General features: G+C 68.8%; 12 protein-coding genes. 7 read left to right on the forward strand and 5 right to left on the reverse strand.

The window, feature by feature from the left end:
* The first annotated feature begins 26 nt into the window (after positions 1-26).
* A complete protein-coding gene (locus BLV57_RS07450) occupies positions 27-2,666 on the forward strand; it encodes an RICIN domain-containing protein (protein ID WP_091287744.1) in 2,640 nt (879 codons plus the stop codon).
* 72 nt (positions 2,667-2,738) lie between these two features.
* Here the strand turns inward: BLV57_RS07450 and dnaE are convergent, their stop codons facing one another.
* A complete protein-coding gene (gene dnaE, locus BLV57_RS07455) occupies positions 2,739-6,314 on the reverse strand; it encodes a DNA polymerase III subunit alpha (RefSeq protein ID WP_281244391.1) in 3,576 nt (1,191 codons plus the stop codon).
* Positions 6,315-6,341: 27 nt separating this feature from the next.
* Entirely contained in the window at positions 6,342-9,131 is a 2,790-nt protein-coding gene (locus BLV57_RS07460; protein WP_218134650.1) for an AfsR/SARP family transcriptional regulator, read from the reverse strand.
* 124 nt (positions 9,132-9,255) lie between these two features.
* Between BLV57_RS07460 and BLV57_RS07465 the strand changes: the two genes are divergently transcribed.
* From BLV57_RS07465 to BLV57_RS07485, 5 genes are all read left to right on the forward strand, one after another.
* The gene (locus tag BLV57_RS07465; protein WP_091287746.1) at positions 9,256-9,480 is read left to right on the forward strand and encodes a hypothetical protein; all 225 of its coding nucleotides are present in this window, start codon (positions 9,256-9,258) and stop codon (positions 9,478-9,480) included.
* A gap of 22 nt (positions 9,481-9,502) precedes the next feature.
* The gene (locus BLV57_RS07470) at positions 9,503-9,751 is read left to right on the forward strand and encodes a hypothetical protein (protein WP_091287747.1); all 249 of its coding nucleotides are present in this window, start codon (positions 9,503-9,505) and stop codon (positions 9,749-9,751) included.
* Between the two features lie 57 nt (positions 9,752-9,808).
* Positions 9,809-11,143, forward strand: a complete 1,335-nt coding sequence (locus tag BLV57_RS07475) for a radical SAM/SPASM domain-containing protein (protein ID WP_091287748.1) — start codon at positions 9,809-9,811, stop codon at positions 11,141-11,143.
* A gap of 67 nt (positions 11,144-11,210) precedes the next feature.
* Complete coding sequence (locus BLV57_RS07480; RefSeq protein ID WP_425425954.1) at positions 11,211-11,996, forward strand: STAS domain-containing protein; 786 nt, start codon at positions 11,211-11,213, stop codon at positions 11,994-11,996.
* Positions 11,997-12,090: 94 nt separating this feature from the next.
* Positions 12,091-12,621, forward strand: coding sequence for a DUF4232 domain-containing protein (locus BLV57_RS07485; protein ID WP_176968522.1), 531 nt, complete (start codon positions 12,091-12,093; stop codon positions 12,619-12,621).
* Between the two features lie 11 nt (positions 12,622-12,632).
* On the opposite strand, the gene BLV57_RS07490 is transcribed toward BLV57_RS07485, so the two are convergent.
* The 3 genes from BLV57_RS07490 to BLV57_RS07500 form a co-directional block, all read right to left on the reverse strand.
* A complete protein-coding gene (locus BLV57_RS07490) occupies positions 12,633-14,624 on the reverse strand; it encodes a galactose-binding domain-containing protein (RefSeq protein ID WP_091287750.1) in 1,992 nt (663 codons plus the stop codon).
* A 180-nt stretch (positions 14,625-14,804) separates the two neighbouring features.
* A complete protein-coding gene (locus tag BLV57_RS07495; protein WP_091287751.1) occupies positions 14,805-15,242 on the reverse strand; it encodes an SRPBCC family protein in 438 nt (145 codons plus the stop codon).
* A gap of 32 nt (positions 15,243-15,274) precedes the next feature.
* Positions 15,275-16,075, reverse strand: coding sequence for an inositol monophosphatase family protein (locus BLV57_RS07500; protein ID WP_091287752.1), 801 nt, complete (start codon positions 16,073-16,075; stop codon positions 15,275-15,277).
* A 54-nt stretch (positions 16,076-16,129) separates the two neighbouring features.
* Between BLV57_RS07500 and BLV57_RS07505 the strand changes: the two genes are divergently transcribed.
* Positions 16,130-17,029, forward strand: a complete 900-nt coding sequence (locus BLV57_RS07505) for a LysR family transcriptional regulator (protein ID WP_091287753.1) — start codon at positions 16,130-16,132, stop codon at positions 17,027-17,029.
* Positions 17,030-17,032 lie beyond the last annotated feature (3 nt).

The raw sequence follows: 17,032 nt of genomic DNA on the forward strand, positions 1-17,032 counted from the left end.
CCCGCATTCCTTGAAAGAGCAGAAGAATGAGACTGAGACGTGTTCTGCGCGGCGCGGTGCTTCCCGCCGTGCTCGCCACGGCCGTGAGCCTGATGACCTTCGACACCGCGCGGGCCGACGGCCCGCCGCCGTCGACCGAGATCGAAAAGGGCAACGCCGCGGCGTTGCTGGGCATCGTGGCCGGGCCGGAGTTGACGGGGCTGTCCGACCGCGACTTCACCTCCGCGATGTACCGGGCCGCCGACGACCAGGACAAGCCGCGGCCCGCCGAGCCCGCGAACCAGAAGGTCAAGCAGGCGGCGATCGACGCGTTGCTGGTGCAGAACGATCCGCCCTGCGCCCCGTGCACCACCTACATCAAGACCGGTATGGCGGCGGCGCACCAAGAGGACATCGCGATCGTCAACGAACGACGCCAGCAGCAGGAGCGGGAACGCAAAGCGAAGGTCGACGCCGCACAGGTCATCGGCATCACCGAGGACAGGTACACCCCGGAGCTGGGCCGCTCGATCTACGATTTCATCGTCTTCCTCAACCTGAACACCGATGAGCACAAGGACATCGAGACCCGCAAGGCCGCCGTCGCGGCCTTGAACGGCACTCCCGAGAAACAGTGGTCCTTCCTCACGGTCGAGATCTTCACCGCACACAAGGAAGACCTCGCCAGGCAGATCCGCGAGGACAACGCCAAGACCGAGGCGGAAAAAGCCGCCGCGATCGCCGAGGAGAAGAAGGCCGCCGCGGCCTATCAGGCGCTCGGCATCATCGCCGACGACAGGATGCGCAAGCTCGACGACGACGACTTCGTCCGCACCATCTACAAGCTCGCGCCCTCCGGCAGCGAGGTGTTCCTCGCCGCCCGTGAAGCCGTGCTCAGCCTGGAAGACGCCGATCGCACCAAGTTCATCGAAACCGGTGCGGCCGACGCCCGCCAGCGGGACATCGACAACGAACTCCGCCGCCGCGACCTGGAACGCGTCAAGCAGATCAACGTGATCCGGGACAGCGCGCTCCGCAGCCGGTTCCACCCGGACCTGGTGAACGCCGCCGACACCGCGCTCGCGGGCACGTCGATCGACCGGGAGAAGTTCCTGCGCACCGGTCAGTACCAGCACGACATCCAGACCATCCGCGGGATCTCGGAGACCCGCGACAAGGACGTCTACCTCACCGACGACAACGGAACGGCCACGCTCACCAAGTGGACGGCCGCCGAACAGCCCAAGCAGACCTGGAAGGTCGAGGCGGGTCTCGCGGACCCCAGTTGCCTCTCGTTCCAGTCGGTGACGCGGCCTGGCCGCTACATCCGTTACGTGGCAAGCGAAAGCACGATGAGCCGGGCGCACGTCGACGTCGCGCCGACCGACGGCACCGACATGTTCCGGAAGCTGGCGACCTGGTGCCCGTCCTCTGACACCCTGGCCCCGTTCACCGACCGCCAGAGCTACTACGGGCTCTTCGTGCCGGGCTCACGAAGCGACTTCACCGAGTTCAGGGCCATGAGCGTCCCCTCGCCGTCGGACTGGTTCGCCGACTCGCCCCGGCCGCCGATGCCCATCGACCGGCTGTACAACTCCAACGCCGACCTCCGTGCCGCCATCGGGAAGCCCATCGCCGCGGCGGTGCTCGACGCGGCCGGAAACGGCTATCGGGAATACGAGCGGGGAATCATCTACCTCCGGCACGACGGCGCGGACGTCCGCGTCTATCCGGTCGCGGGGCGGATCTACCAGAAGTACAAGGCGATGAACGCCCACAACGGGGCCATCGGCTTCCCGATCGGCTTCCAGGACTCCTTCGGCCCGCTCGGCAGTCCCGCCGGGCAGATGCAGAAGTTCTCCGGCGGCGCGGTGTACGACATCACGAACGGCGGCGTCTACGGAATTTACGGCGACATCTACCGGAAATTCCTGGAAGCGGGCGGGGAAGACGGCATGCTCAACTGGCCGACCTCCGACCCGACGAGGCTCCCGGACGGTGTCGGCGTGTCCGTCACCTTCGCGCGCAACTACAGCGCCATCTACTGGCACCCGAACATCGGCTCGATGCTCGTCTACGGCTCCATCCGCCAGAAGTGGAACGACCTGGGCGCCGAACGATCCTGGCTCGGCTACCCCACCAGCGACGAGCTGGCCACGCCGAAGGGCAGGCGGAGCAACTTCCAGGGCGGCCGCATCGACTGGAGCCTCGACGGCGGCGGTGGCGTCGCCTACCGGGCGACCGCGATCACCCCGAGGGCGGTCGAGATCAAGGGGTCCGAATCCGGCCGCTGCATCCAGGTCGCCGGAGCGGGTCAGGACGCGCTCAAGGACCGCGCCGGCATCGAACTCTGGGACTGCGTCGGCGGTGTGAAGCAGATCTGGGACCTCGTCCCGGTCGGCAACAACATCTACAACCTCAAGAACCGCAACTCCGGTAAATGCCTGGACGTCGACAACGCCAGCGTCGAAAACCAGGCCTCGCTCCTGCAGTTCACCTGCCATTCCGGGCTGAACCAGCAATGGGAGTTCACCACCGACCCGTCGGGGGCGCCCTACGCGCTCCGCGGTGTCCAGTCGGCCAAGGTGCTCGACGCCAGGGCACACGGCACCGCCAACGCCACCCTGGTCCAGCTCTTCGCCGACAAGGCCGAGAACAACCAGCGCTGGACGCTGATCCCCCACTAAGAAAGGCTCGTGAGTGTTCCGGCCGGTTCTAACCGGCCGGAACACTCACGACCCCTACGCGCAAGGCCGGGTCTAGCGTTTGACGGCGATGCCGGTGATGGCCGTGATGTCGGCGATCAGGCTCGCCGAGGGCGTCACCGAGTACTCGGGAAGGCTGAAGGTGCGCGCCCTGGGGCCGATCAGGCGCAGGTGGACCGGAGTCAGGCCCGGATGGGCTCGCAGCGTCGAGCGCAGCGCGTGCACGGTGCCGAGGTCGAGGGTGGCGGCCGCGGCGAGCAGGACGAGCGGCTGCCGCTCCCCCGCCACGGCCGTGGTGTCGCTCAAATCGAGTGGCAGGACGGCGTTGGCGAAGACGGACATCGTGTCCTCGCGCCAATTGACCCGGCCTTTCACCACCACCGCGTTGTCTTCGGCGAGTTCGGCGGCGTAAAGCAGGTACGCGCGCGGGAAGAACAACACCTCGATGGAGGCGTCGAGGTCCTCGACGGTCGCGATCGCCCATGGTTCGCCGCGCTTGTTGACCTTGCGGTCCAAAGCCGTGATCAGCCCGGCGAGCACGACCTCGCCGTCGCTGGGCGGCGGGTCGGCGACGATCGCGCCGAGCGGGCGGGGCGCGTGGTGACGGAGAAGCCGCTCGGCGCCGTCGAGCGGATGCGCGGACACGTAAAGCCCGAGCATCTCACGCTCGTAGGCGAGCTTGAGCTTCGGCGGGTACTCGTCCTCGTCGAACCGCAGGTGCGTCAGCGGTGACGACGCGGTTTCCCCGCTTCCCGGTCCGAAAAGGTCGAACTGGCCGAGCGCCTGTTGGCGTTTAAGAGGAACCACGGCATCGATGGCGTCGTCGTGGACGCGGATCATCGCGAGGCGCGTGTGACCGAGCGAGTCGAACGCTCCCGCTTTGATCAACGATTCGACGACCCTTTTGTTGCACACCACCAGGTCCGACTGGTCGAGCACGTCGGTGAACGAGGAGAACTTCCCGCGCTTCTCCCGGGTGGCGATGATCGAGTCGACGACGTGGACGCCGACGTTGCGCACCGCGCCGAGGCCGAAACGGATGCCCTCGCCGACGGCGGCGAAGCGGGCCGCGGACTCGTTGATGTCCGGAGGCAGCACGCGGATGCCGAGCCGACGGCATTCGGCCAGGTAGACCGCGGTCTTGTCCTTGTTGCCACCAACCGAGGTGAGCAGCGCGGCGACGTACTCGGCCGGGTAGTGCGCCTTGAGATAGGCCGTCCAGTAAGCGATCAGCCCATAGGCGGCGGCGTGCGACCTGTTGAACGCGTAGCCCGCGAACGGCAGCACCGTGTCCCACAACGCCTTCACCGCGGCCGGGCTGAACCCGTTGGCGACCATGCCCGCCTCGAAGCCGGCGTACTCCTGCTCGAGGATCTCGATCTTCTTCTTGCCCATCGCGCGGCGCAGCGTGTCCGCGCGGCCCATAGTGTAGCCGGCGACTTTCTGGGCGATCTGCATGATCTGCTCTTGGTAGACGATCAGCCCGTAGGTGTCGGCCAAGATCTCCGCCAGCGGCGCCTCGAGTTCGGGGTGGATCGGGATGATCGTCTGCCGATCGTTCTTGCGGTCGGCGTAGTCGTTGTGGGCGTTCATGCCCATCGGTCCCGGCCGGTAGAGCGCGAGCACCGCGACGATGTCCTCGAAGCCGGTCGGTCTCATGCGGCGCAACAGATCGCGCACCGGGCCGCTCTCGAGCTGGAACACCCCGAGCGTGTCACCGCTCGCGAGCAGCCGGTAGGCAGGCTCGTCATCGAGTGCCAAGGTGTCCAGGTCGACGTCGATGCCGCGGTTGGCCGCGACGTTGTCGATCGTGTCGCCCAGGATCGTGAGATACCGCAGGCCCAGGAAATCCATCTTCAGCAGGCCGACGTCTTCGCACGAGGGATAGTCCCAGCCGGTGATCAGCGCGCCGTCGTCCTCGCGCCGCCACAGCGGCACCGCGTCGATCAACGGCTCACGCGAAAGGATCACCGCGCACGCGTGGACACCGGCGTTGCGGATCAGGCCTTCCAGTCCGCGCGCGGTCTCGAAGATCGTCTTGCAGTCTTCGTCGGTCTCGACCAGCGAGCGGACCTCGGCGGCTTCGGCGTACCGCTCGTGCGCGGGCTCCACGATGCCGGACAGGGAGATGTCCTTGGCCTGGATCGATGGCGGCAGCGCCTTGGTGATCTTGTCGGCGATGGCGTACCCGGGCTGCCCGAACCGCACCCGTGCCGCGTCCTTGATCGCGGCCTTGGTCTTGATCGTGCCGAACGTGATGACCTGGGCGACCTTGTCGGCGCCGTACTTGTCGGTGGCGTAGGACAGGATCTCGCCGCGGCGCCGGTCGTCGAAGTCGATGTCGATATCGGGCATCGACGCGCGTTCGGGGTTGAGGAACCGCTCGAACAGCAACTTCTGCGGAATCGGATCGATGTTGGTGATCCCGAGTACGTAGGCGACCAGCGAGCCGGCCGCCGAGCCGCGCCCAGGGCCGACCCGGATCCCCACCTCGCGGGCGTACCCGACCAGGTCGGCGACCACCAGGAAGTAGGCGGGGAAGCCCTTGCCGATGATGACCTCGAGCTCCAGCTCCAGCCGCGGCCGATACTCCGACGGCGCCCCGCCGGGGAAGCGGCGCGCGAGTCCGCGCGTGACCTCCGCGCGCAGCCAGGACGCTTCGTCGTGGCCCTCGGGCACCGTGAACACCGGCATCCGGTCGCGATGGGCGAACACCTCTGCGTAGGCGTCGGGAGTGATCCGCTCGGCGACCGCCAGCGTGGCGTCCGCGGCGCCGGGCAGCTCGCGATCCCAGTAGGCGCGCATCTCCCCCGGCGGTTTCAGGTGGTAGCCGTGGCCTTCGAACTGGAACCGGCCCGGGTCGTTCAACGTCTTGTTCGACTGCACGCACAGCAGCGCCGCGTGCGCGGCGACCTGGTCTTCGGTGACGTAGTGGGCGTCGTTCGTGGCCAGCGGCGGCAGGTCCAGGCGACGCCCGATGTCGAGCAGCCGCTCACGCAGCGCCCGCTCCACGGCGATCTCGTGGTCCATCACCTCGAGGAAGAAGTTCCCGGCGCCGAAGATGTCCTTGAAATCCGACGCCGCGGCCAATGCCTGCTCGAACTGCCCCAGCTTCAACCGCGTCGACACCTCACCGCCCAGGCAGCCGGTGGTCGCGATCAGCCCGTCGGAGTGTTCGGCGAGCAGCTCCCGATCGACGCGGGGCTTGCGGTAGAAACCCTCGATGCTGGCCCGCGAGGACAGCCGGAACAGATTCCGGAGCCCGGTCGCGTCCCGCGCGAGCAACGTCATGTGGGTGTACGCGCCCCGCCCGCCCACATCGGCGCCGCCGTCCTCGACGTCGGCGCCCGCGCCGCGCTGACCGCCCGCGCCCCAGAAGACCGGCTTCTTCGTGAACCGGCTCTCCGGCGCGACGTACGCCTCGACCCCGATGATCGGCGTCACCCCGGCGCGGCGCGCCTCACGGAAGAACTCGGCGGCTCCGTAGAGATGCCCATGATCGGTCACCGCGACGGCGGGCATGCCGAGCCGCACGACCTCGTCCATCAACGGCCGCACCTTCGCCGCGCCGTCCAGCATCGAATACTCGGTATGGACATGCAGGTGGACGAAGGAATCGCTGACTTTCAGCTGATCCTCCCTCCGGCGCACAGTCGATCAGGTGTTCGGTAACCGAGGTCTACTGTAGCCCGCGGAGGCGCCGTCCAGTTTGGCGCGGACGGCTTCGGCGTCGCGGTGCTCGAGGGCGTCGAGGATCGCGAGCGCCTGACCCCACGCGACCCGGGCGCCAGTCACGTCACCGGCGGTCCGGAGGGCGTCGCCGAGATGAGACAGCGCCTGGGATTCGCAATGCCGATGACCGAGTTCGCGGTTGAGGCCGATGGCACGCCGATAGCAGTCGACGGCCCGCTCGTGGTTTCCGAGGCAGTGGTGGGCGTAGCCGAGACTGTCCAAGGTCGCCGCCTGGCCGTCGCGGTCGCCGAGGTCCTCGAACAGGGCCAGCGCCTCCGAGCAGGCGGTGATGGCCGCGTCGGGCATCCCGAGCAGCGCGTGCAGCCAGCCTATGTCGTTGAGCGCACCGGCTTGGCCAGGACGGTGGCCGCCGTCGCGGTACAGCCGCAAGGACCGGCGGGCATGGTCAAGAGCCATGCCGGTGTGGTCACGGGAACCACCTTCCCGCGCGCAGGTCACGGCGAGGTCGTGGTGGACGTCGGCTTGCCCGATCGGATCTCCTAGCCGCCGGCAAAGCTCGAGTGCCCGCAGCAGCGTGGTGCGCGCCTCGGTGAAGCGCCCGAGTTCGAGGTGGCCGCGGCCGAGCAGGCGGCCGAGGACGGCTTGTGCGTGCGGATCGTCCAGCCGCTCGGTGGCGGCCATCGCGACACCGGCGACGGTGACCACGTCATGCCAATGGCCCCGCAGTGCCAAGAAAGTCTGCAGGCTCCACGCCAGCTGCCAGGCGTAGGTCGGCCGCCCCGAGGACGCGGCGAACTGGACGGCGCACAGCAGCACTCGGCGTTCGGCTGTGAACCAAGCCAGCGCCTGCTCGTAGCCGACGTGAGCTTCCGGGGCGACACCGGCTTGAAGGCGTGCCAGTGTGATCGGATCCCGGTGGGGGCTCAGGATCCGATCGGCTTGGTAAGCGGTGTGCAGGTAGTGCTCGAGGAACCGGTCGGCCGCGGCGTGCCGCAGTTCGTCGCTGTCCGTCCGGTGCGCGAGTTCGGTCGCGTAAGTCCGCAGCAGGTTGTGCTGGATGTACCGGCCAGGCTCATGCTCGTCGATCAGGTGTGCTTGCGCCAGTTCGTCCAGCAGCGGCCGAGTCGCGCCGGGTGGGAGGCCTGCGAGGCTGGCGGTCGAGGCGGCGGACAGGTCAGGGCCGGGATGCAGGCCCGCCAAGCGGAAGAGGCGCCGCGCGCCCGGGCTCAGCGCTTGGCAGGACAACGCGAACACCGCGCGGAGGTCGGTCGCCGGGTCGCCCGCGTTCAGCACGTCCAGCCGGCGGCGGCTGTCGCTCAGCTCGGCCGCGAGGCAGGCCAGCGGGAACCCGGGATGGGTGGCCGCCCAGGCCGCCACGATGACCAACGCCAGTGACAGCCGGGTGGTGGTCGTGATGATCTCGTCGAGCGCCGCGGGCTCGGCGGCGACCCGCTCGGCCCCGAGCCGCGCGATCAGCAGGCGCCTGGCGTCTTCGTCGGTGAGCAGATCGACGGCCAGTGGATGCGCGCCTTCCACGGCGACCAGGCTGGTGAGCGAGCCGCGGCTCGTCACCACCGTCAGGCAGCGGGGCGCGGCGGGCAGGAGCGGGCGGACCTGCTGCGCGTCACGGGCATTGTCCAGCACCAGCAGAACCTGTTTGTCCGCCACCAGCCCGCGGAACAACGCGGCTTGCGCCTCCTGGTCGACCGGGATGTCCGCGGCTGGAACAGCGTACGCCTCAAGGAAACCGCGGATCACCGACGCCGGATCCACCGGCGAGCCCGCCGGGTCGAATCCGCGCAGGTTGACGTACAGCTGGCCGCCAGGGAACCGTTCTCGCACAAGGTGTCCCCAGTGCACGGCGAGCGCCGTCTTCCCGACGCCGGGTGCACCGGACAGCACGACCGTCGCCGGTGTGTCCACAAAGGAGTCGAGCACGGCCAGCTCACGGGTGCGGCCGGTGAACGATCGCGGAGCCGCGGGTAGCTGCCGGGGCACCGGCGCGCGCGCCGTCGATGTGATGAGCACCTGGTCCGTGGCCAGAATCCGTTGGTGCAGCTGTTGAAGCTCGGCGCCCGGGTCGACCCCGAGCTCATCGGCGAGCCTGCGCCGGAGCCGCTCGTAACGCGCCAGCGCGTCCGCCTGGCGGCCGCTGCGATACAACGCCAGCAGCAGCTGGGCCGCGAGGCGCTCGTCCAGCGGATGCGCGGCCGCCAGCTCGCACAGCTCCTCCAGCAGCTCGGCGTGCCCGCCACGGCGCAACACCATGTCGTTGCGCTCGAGTTCGGCGCTCAGCCGTTTGGCCGCCAGTGACCGCCGGACCTCGTTGAGCCACGGTGTGTCCAGCGCGGCGAACGGCTCACCACGCCAGAGCCCGAGTGCGTGGTCCAGCCGCGCCTCCGCGGTGCCGGAGTCGCAGGCGGCGTGAGCCTGTGCCACCAGGTCGTCGAACCGATGCAGGTCCACCGACAGCGGATCCGCCGCGAGCAGATACCCAGCGGGCCGCCGCACGATCGCGGCGCCGGTACCGGTCAGCACCTGCCGCAGCCGCGACAGGTAGCCCGAAAGGGTGTTGCGTGCCCGGCGTGGTGGCCGTTCCGCCCACACCCGCTCGAGCAGCTGATCGGCGGGTAGCGCCTGGTTGACGTTGACGAGTAGTGCCGCCAGCACGCACTGCTGGCGTGCGTGGCCGATCTCGACGGCACAGCCGTCGACGAGGAGTTCCAGGTCGCCGAGCAACAGAAACTGGGTCACCACAGCAGACAGGTGCGGTGGCCGCGACACCAGATACCAGCGGATTCAACGAATTCCGAACCTTCACCGAATGCGCGGAGACCATGCTCCCCCACGTTCGACTTCGCGGAGGGAGGTACGGGAAATGAACGAGAACAGGATCGGCGCGGTGCGCCGGGCGATGGGTTTGACCGTGGCGGCCGGGGCCGTCGTCGCGGGTACCACGCTGGCTGTGCCGGTCGCGAACGCGGCGACGTCGCACCAGTCCACGGCCGGTGTCCTCAAGAACATCACCCAGGCGGGCACCGGTGCGGACAGCCAGTGCACCGGCAACGGCATCTGTAACTGCCCCAAGCCCAACACGGTGTGAGCACCCGAGCAAGGAGATCGGTATGAGCGAATCGAAGCCGTCGATGGTCCGCCGGGCCGTCGGCCTCACCGTCGCCGCCGGCGCCGTCGTGGCGGGCACCGTGCTGTCCGCGCCCGCGGCGAGCGCGGACACGCACCACGCGACGACGGCCGTCCTGATGAAGGTCACCCCGGGTACCACCGATTCGGGTGGCGGCGGCACCGTGCCCAACGGGTGCTGCAACAACGGCATCTGCAACTGCAAGCCGAGCAAGCTCAGGTCCGCGGTGTGAGCACCGCATGGGTGGGTGTCGCCACCCACCCATGCGCCTGGCCAGGGGAGGAAAACCGTGAAGGCAAGCCAGTTTCTCGTCGCGTCGGACACCGCTTTCGTCGCCGATGGCGTCGAGTCGCGGGTGCTGCTGCACTCGCTCTCGGGTGAGGTCTACGTGCTACCCAGCGCGGTGCTTCAGCAGATGCGAGAACAACCGGCGACGCTCACCGAAGGCGTGGCCGCCGAACTCAGCGCGGCCGGGCTGCTCGTGGCCGACGACCACGACGAGTTCACGGCGACGGTGCGGGAGAACGCTTCGGTCACCCGGCGGAACACGGGCCGCTCGTTCGTGCTGATGCCCTCGTCGTACTGCAACATGGGTTGTGGCTACTGCGGGCAGAAACATGTCAAAACCCCGCCGAGCAAGCAACACCGCGCGGCCGTCAAGGACCGCGTGCTGCACGCCGTGCGCTCCCCCGAAACCTCCTGCGTTCACATCGGCTGGTTCGGCGGCGAGCCGATGATGGGCTACGCGCAGATCCTCGACATCTCCGCGGCGGCGATCCCCGCCTGCCGCGAAGCCGGGATCGAGTACTCGGCGAAGATGGTCACCAACGGTTCCCTGCTGACGCCGGCCAAGATCCGCAAGCTGCATCTCGGCTGCGGGGTCGGCCAGTTCGAGATCACGCTCGACGGCCCCGCCGCCCGGCACGACGTCCAGCGCCCGCTGCGCAGCGGGCGCCCGAGCTTCGACCGGATCGCCCGCACCATCGCGCAAGCCTGTGCCTGCGACGACATGCCCGAGTTGTCGTTCATCATCAGGACCAACGTCAGCCGGGCGAATCAGGACGAGCACGAGGAGTTCGCCGCCGCGATGCGCGAGGCGGGCCTCGCCACCGAGAAGGTCGTCTTCTACACCGCGATGGTCCGGCCGTGGGGCAACGACGTGAGCGAGTTCGCCGTGCCACGCGACCAGGTCGTGGCGGTGGAACGACAGTGGCTGCGCGCCTACCGCGACCACGGCCTCACGACCTCCCTGCTGCCGACCGAGCGCGTCTGGACGGTGTGCAGCGCGGTGTCACCGAGCGCCGAGGTCATCAGCCCCACCGGCGGCGTGCATTCCTGCACTGAACAACCACTCGTGCCCGGCCGCGAGCACACCGCGCTCGCGCACGTGGTCGACCTGCAGACACCACGGCGCAGACCGGAAGGCGCCTACGACCACTGGAACGACGAACTCCTCGGCGACACCGAAGCACTCTGCCCCAGCTGCGCGATCTTCCCGATCTGCGGCGGCGCGTGCCCGCTGGTCTGGCACGAAGGCAGACCAGCCTGCCCATCGCTGAAGAGCACCATGCCGATGCGGCTCACCCTCTACGGCGAATCGCTCGGCCTGAGCAAGGCGGTCTGACGAAATCCCGTCACGGAAATCACGCTGGCCCCTATACGGATTTCGCTCAGCCGCTAACGTTTCCTGAATGACGCCAGCGGCAACGAATGGCACTTCACCGGGCAGCGCGCATCGTCCGGCGCCACCCCGCATCGAACTGACGGTGACAGCCCGTCCCTCGAGCACCTTGGTGACAGCCAACGGGTCGCTGGACCTAGCCGGGTACGCGGCACTGCGCGACGGCTTGCTCAAGATCGCGGCCGACGGACCGCGCGGCCTGATCATCGACATCACCGGCCTGTCCATCAACGAGGCCTCCCCGGCGACCGTCTTCCCCTTCGTCGCCGCACGCATCCGCGACTGGCCGGGAATCCCGCTCACCCTCGTGACCCAGCACCCCGGCCACACCCGGCTCCTGCACGCGAGCACGATCGACCGGTACGTGTCGGTACACCCCGACGTCGAATCGGCGGAACACGCGCTACCCCACCCGATTCACCGGCAAGCCCGGCAGGTGATCCCCCGCACCCACTACGCGACGGCGTTCGCCCGGTCCTACGTCCGGCAGCACCTCGCCGAGTGGAGTGCCCCGGAGTTCATCGACGACGCGACCGTCATCGCCTCGGAACTCGTCGAAAACGCCATCCGGCACACCACCTCCGCCCCCGAACTCCGGCTGGCCCTGCGTCGCGGCATGCTCACCATCGCCGCCGCCGACGACGACCCGCGACACGCGGAGCTCATCGGACAGCGTGAACCCGGTGGTCCCGGGCTGGGCCTGCAGATCGTCGCCGACGCCGCCCGAACCTGGGGAAGCAACTCACGATGGTCCGGCGGCAAGGTCGTCTGGGCCGTCCTTCGCAAGCCCACCTGATCGGAGACGATGGACAGGCCGGTGGTCCCTTCGAAGCGTTCCATCCGGCTCTAGCGCCGAGTACCGCCTGACCGGTTCCGTGGGGGGAATGAGAATGAAGGGATCCTCCATCAGATGGCAGGTGCCGGCGGGCATCGCCCTGCTCACCGCCGCGGCAGTGAGCGGACCGGGCACCGCCGAGGCTACGACACCGGAGCGGGTGGCGCGGTGTTCGACCGATTCGCTCAGTGTGAGCCTGGGCCCGGGCGAAGGAGCGGCCGGACACTTCTACGTTCCCGTGCTCTTCACCAACGACGGGCAGGCCGCCTGCCGGATCGGCGGCCATCCGGACGTGGCGTACTTCGCCGGGGCCGACCGGCACCAGGTGGGGGACGCGGCCGCGCGGCTGCCGGAGCCCACCCCCACCGTGGTCCTGCGCACCGGCCAGACCGCGACGGCCTGGCTCGACCAGGTCAACGTCGACAACTACGACCCCGTCGCCTGCGCGCCAACGCCGGTGAGCGGACTCCGGGTGTACCCGCCCGGCGACACCGTCCCGGTGCTGCTGACCGAGCCGAACGCCCGAGGCTGCGCCCGGCACATGGACGGCCAGTATCAGCTCACCATCCGCGCGGTACGCCGATGACTCCGTGAGATTCACGAGGCGAAGACGCCGAACTCCCAGAACGAGAAGCAGTACCGGGTGGCCCGTTTGACGCCGAAGAACCGCACCCAGCGCGTGGTGACCGGGTCGAACCGCGCGGTGTCGATGCCGCCGTCCCCGGCGGTGGTCGACCAGACCGTTTGCCAGGCGCCTGCGGGTTCGCTCCACGACTCGATGCGGTACTCGGACGCGTAGGCGGGCTCCCAGTCGATGGTCACCCGGCCGACGGTCTGCTCGGACCCGAGATCGACGTAGAACCACTGCCCGTCGTTCCAGGAGCTGGACCACCGGGTGCCGCTGTCGCCGTCCACGGCGCGCGAGGGCGAGAAGTTCACGAACGGGTTCCACTCGGTCGAGCTGGCCGTGGCGGGCTTCGCGGCGGCGAGGTTGGTGCCGAGAACATGCGTGGTGGTGGCTTTCCAGGTCTTCAGGTACGACTCCGCGCCCTTGGCGAGGTCGTCGATGACGGCCTGCCCGCCGACCATGCGCACGTCCTCGATCCAGTCAGGGATCAGGCCGTAGTGCGCGGCGCCGTCGACGTTGATGTCCCAGGTCCGCTCGCCGGTCTTCGGCCGGTCCATCATCGTGCCGCCGTCGAAGGTGCGATACGGGTAGACCACCGGGTTGGTCGCGCCGGTGCGCGGCGCGGGCCAGCCGCCGACACCGTTCATGTCGGAACCGAAGCCGTAGCCGACCTTGTACTTGTCACGCAGCGCCTTGTTGCGCTGCCACTCGCCGACGAAGCTCTCCGAGCCGTTGTCATAGCCGGTGATGAAGCCGCCGAGTTTGTACAGCCGCTCGGACCAGCCCGCGTCCATCCAGCTGTGCGTGGACAACACGCCCGGATATTTCTCCGCCTCGAGGATGTCGAGAGTGCGCGCGGCCGCCTTGACGCTCATGTGGTCGAGCTCGACCATCATGTGCCGTTCCATCATCCGGCGCAGCGCGTGCTCGCCGAGGCGGGTGAGCCCCCGGGTGTTGCAGCGCTTGGCCGGGTCGCCGCCCGCGATCGGGTTGTCCTGCTGCGGGCCCGGGCACACCTCGGTCGTCCATGTGGTGGCACAGCAGGAGAATTGACCGGCTTGGAGGATCTGGCCGGTGGTGCCCGAGTCGAAGCGCACACCGCACAGGCCGTTGTCGAACTTGTGGCACAGGAACATGCTGCGCACGCCGAGCGAATACAGCTCGTTGATCCCGGCGTCGATCTGCGCGGCGGAGCACTGGGCGACGTCCATGATCTGCTTGCAGCCGAAGGGTTCCGAGGTCTCCACGCCGAGGATGACCGCCAGCTTGCCGTCCATCACCACCTGGCGTGCCTGCTCGGGACTGGTGACGATCCGGAAGAAGCCCTTGCCGGGGCCGCCGTAGATGCCGTCGATGTAGTCCTGCATCTCCCAGGACTTGCGGGCTTCGAGCCGGATGGCGTCCATCTCGTCGCAGCCGCGGTCCTTGGGCATGATCGGCAGCGCGCACAAGACGCCGTTGCTCACCAGGTCGTTGACCATGATGCGCTGCCCGCCGCGCCACGCCCGCTCGATCCAGGCGTAGTAGTTCTGCTGATGCGTCAACGACTTGTGCGTCGGCCATTCCTTGAAGGTCGGCCAGCCGACCGGGTCGTGATGCCCGTCCGGATCGGCGGTGAGGTTCTCGAAGGTGGCGCCCCTGCCGTCGGGATAGTGCTCGGGGCAGTCCTTCAGCGCGTCGGCGACGCCGGCGGGCGAGAACGCCTTGCCGCAGATCAGCCTGCCGCCGAAGCCCTCGTTGGCGAGGATGTGGTTGTGGCCGTCGACGAAGCCGCGGACTTCCCCGCCCTGGCTGCCGGTGAACGGCGCGCCCGTCGCGCCGATCTCGCTGTCCGGGCTCGGCCGGTTCTGCGGCTCCCACCAGTTCGGCGCGGCCGACGACGCCAGCGTGCCGCCTGCCGTGAGCGCGAGGGCAGCCAGCGCGGCTACCGCGAGTGACAGGATCCTGCGATGCCGTCTCATCGTGAACCTCCTGTGCGCGCCCCGAGGCAGGCGTATCGGGATGATGGTGATGGCTGACACAGACGTGAGTCAAGTTCACGTTTTGCCCGCACCGGCCACCACCTGCGCACACGCGGTGGATCCAAGACGAAGGTCGCCCGTCACTACACCCAAAGGCTTGTTTCCGGCGGGATGGCGCCGCTAACGCGCCTCGAGCACCCGCGTGAGGCGTTTCTCGGTGTCGTTGCCGACCTTCTCGAAGACGGCCTTGGCGACCGGAGCGGCGAGTTTCGCGACGCCGTGGAACTCGATCGTGGCGTGGTAGGTCAGTTTCGACGTCCCCGCTTCGTCACCCGCGACAACGGAGATGTCGTCGGTCGAGGTCGCGGTGTCGTTCTCGCCGACGAACACGACCCGTCCGGGTTCGAGACGCTTCAGCTCGTAGGTCAGCTCCGTCTTCACCCCGGCGATCTTGGACACGTTGTGCCAGCGCGCGCCGACCGCGACCTCTCCCCCGCCGATCCGCTCGCAGGACACGGTTCCCGGATCCCACTCGACAGCGCGGGAGAAATCGCGCAGGTAGTCGACCACGGCCTCCGGCGACGCCGCCACGGTGAAACTCCTGGTTACCTCGACCATGCTCACTCTCCTCAGCCCCAAGTCGTCAGCTATTACCCGTGGGTGGAGCGGGGCAAACTCGAGAGGACTTCCAGCGCGGCGCCGTGTACGCCGGGCGCGGCCGCGAGGTAGCTCCGGCTGGCCGGTGCCCACGGTTTGCCGTCGAGGTCGGTCACGACACCTCCGGCCTCCAGGACCAGCAGCACACCCGCGGCATGGGACCGGACGTTGTCGAACTGCCAGTGCGCGTCCATCCGGCCCGCGGCGATCTGGGCGAGCTGATGGGTCACCGGCACCGACACGCGCACGGAGAGCGCGGTGGTCATCATCGTCGTCAAGGCCGCGCCCATCCGCTTCGCGAGTTCGGGATCGTGGCCCGGCTGGGCCTGACCGGTCCCGACCAGTGCGCCGTCCAGCGCCGTCTTGGCCGAAACCCTCAGCCGGACGCCGTTGAGGAACGCCCCGCCGCCTTCGGTCGCGGTGAACATCTCGTCGAGGACCGGGAAGTAGACCACCGCCAGCACCGGGCGGCCGTCACGGACGAGGCTCACGCCGACGTTCCACTCGGGCATGCCGTGCGCGGCGTTGACGTTGCCGCCGACCGGGTCGATGAGCCACCAGTCGCCCGGGTCGAGAGGTCCGGATCCGTGTTCGTCGTTGAGCCAGCCCGCGCTCGGCAAGGCCTCGGTCAACGCCGGTCGCAGTACGTCCACGACAGCCGCGTCGTTCGCTTGGAGGTGCGTGAGCAGTTCGGGGAGCCCGGACTGGCGGGACTCCGTGGAATAGCGCGACATCATCCGTGCGCCGGCGTGCCGGACGGCGGCGACGGTGGCGGCGAGCAGGTTCTGGTTCATGGAATGCTCCTCAATTGATCGACGTGCATCTCAGGCTTGCTAGGATTAACTTTTGTGCAATTGGACTTGAATCTGCTGACCGTGCTGGACGCTCTGCTCGAAGAGGGCACCGTGATGGGCGCGGCCGAGCGGTTGCATCTGTCCTCACCCGCGGTCAGCCGCACACTCGGCCGGCTCCGCAAGGTCACGGGGGACGACATTTTGGTGCGCACCGGTCATTCCATGGCCCCCACCCCGTACGCGGAGTCGGTGCGCGAGGAGGTGCACCGGCTGGTCCGTCAAGCGCACGCGGTGCTCTCGCCGATCCGCGAGCTGGACTTGGCCGAACTCGATCGCACCTTCACGATCCAATGTCATGACGCGGTGGCCACGTCGCTGGTGCCGGTGCTGGTCGGGAGGATCCAGCGGCAGGCTTCCGGGGTGCGGGTGCGGGTGGTGGCCGAGCGCCCCGTCGACACCGACGACCTGCGGCACGGCCGCGTCGACCTGGAACTCGGCGGCGAGGGGCCCAAGCTGCCCGAGTTCCGGTCCGAGCCGCTCGGCGAGGATCGGCTCGTCGTGGCGATGCGCGCGGACCACCCTTGCGCCGCCGGACTCGACCTGCCCGCCTACGCGACGCAGCCGCATGTGGTGATCTCGCGGCGTGGCCGCCTCACCGCGCCGATCGACGAGGTGCTCGCCGCCGAAGGCTTGCGGCGCACGGTGATCGCGTCGGTGGCGACGGTGGCCACCGCGCTGCGGATCGCCGCCCGCGGCGACGCGCTGGTCACCTGCACGGCGACACTCGGCCGCCCGCTCATCGAAGCGTTCGGTCTCGTGGTCCGGCCGCTGCCGATCGAGAGCCCGGCGGCGACGATCCACTGCACCTGGCACCAGCGCTACGATTCCGACCCCGCCCACGCCTGGCTCCGCGAGCAGGTCCGGGCGTCGCTCGAAGAGATCAACGCCGGCTGACCG

The sequence above is a fragment of the Amycolatopsis xylanica genome, assembly GCF_900107045.1.
Lineage (GTDB): Bacteria > Actinomycetota > Actinomycetes > Mycobacteriales > Pseudonocardiaceae > Amycolatopsis > Amycolatopsis xylanica.

Excerpts from the sequence above, each read along its gene's own strand:
- BLV57_RS07450 (WP_091287744.1), top strand. The coding sequence starts at position 27 with ATGAGACTGAGACGTGTTCTGCGCGGCGCGGTGCTTCCCGCCGTGCTC.
- BLV57_RS07465 (WP_091287746.1), top strand. The coding sequence starts at position 9,256 with ATGAACGAGAACAGGATCGGCGCGGTGCGCCGGGCGATGGGTTTGACC.
- BLV57_RS07470 (WP_091287747.1), top strand. The coding sequence starts at position 9,503 with ATGAGCGAATCGAAGCCGTCGATGGTCCGCCGGGCCGTCGGCCTCACC.
- BLV57_RS07480 (WP_425425954.1), top strand. The coding sequence starts at position 11,211 with ATGACGCCAGCGGCAACGAATGGCACTTCACCGGGCAGCGCGCATCGT.
- BLV57_RS07485 (WP_176968522.1), top strand. The coding sequence starts at position 12,091 with ATGAAGGGATCCTCCATCAGATGGCAGGTGCCGGCGGGCATCGCCCTG.
- BLV57_RS07490 (WP_091287750.1), bottom strand. The coding sequence starts at position 14,624 with ATGAGACGGCATCGCAGGATCCTGTCACTCGCGGTAGCCGCGCTGGCT.
- BLV57_RS07495 (WP_091287751.1), bottom strand. The coding sequence starts at position 15,242 with ATGGTCGAGGTAACCAGGAGTTTCACCGTGGCGGCGTCGCCGGAGGCC.
- BLV57_RS07500 (WP_091287752.1), bottom strand. The coding sequence starts at position 16,075 with ATGAACCAGAACCTGCTCGCCGCCACCGTCGCCGCCGTCCGGCACGCC.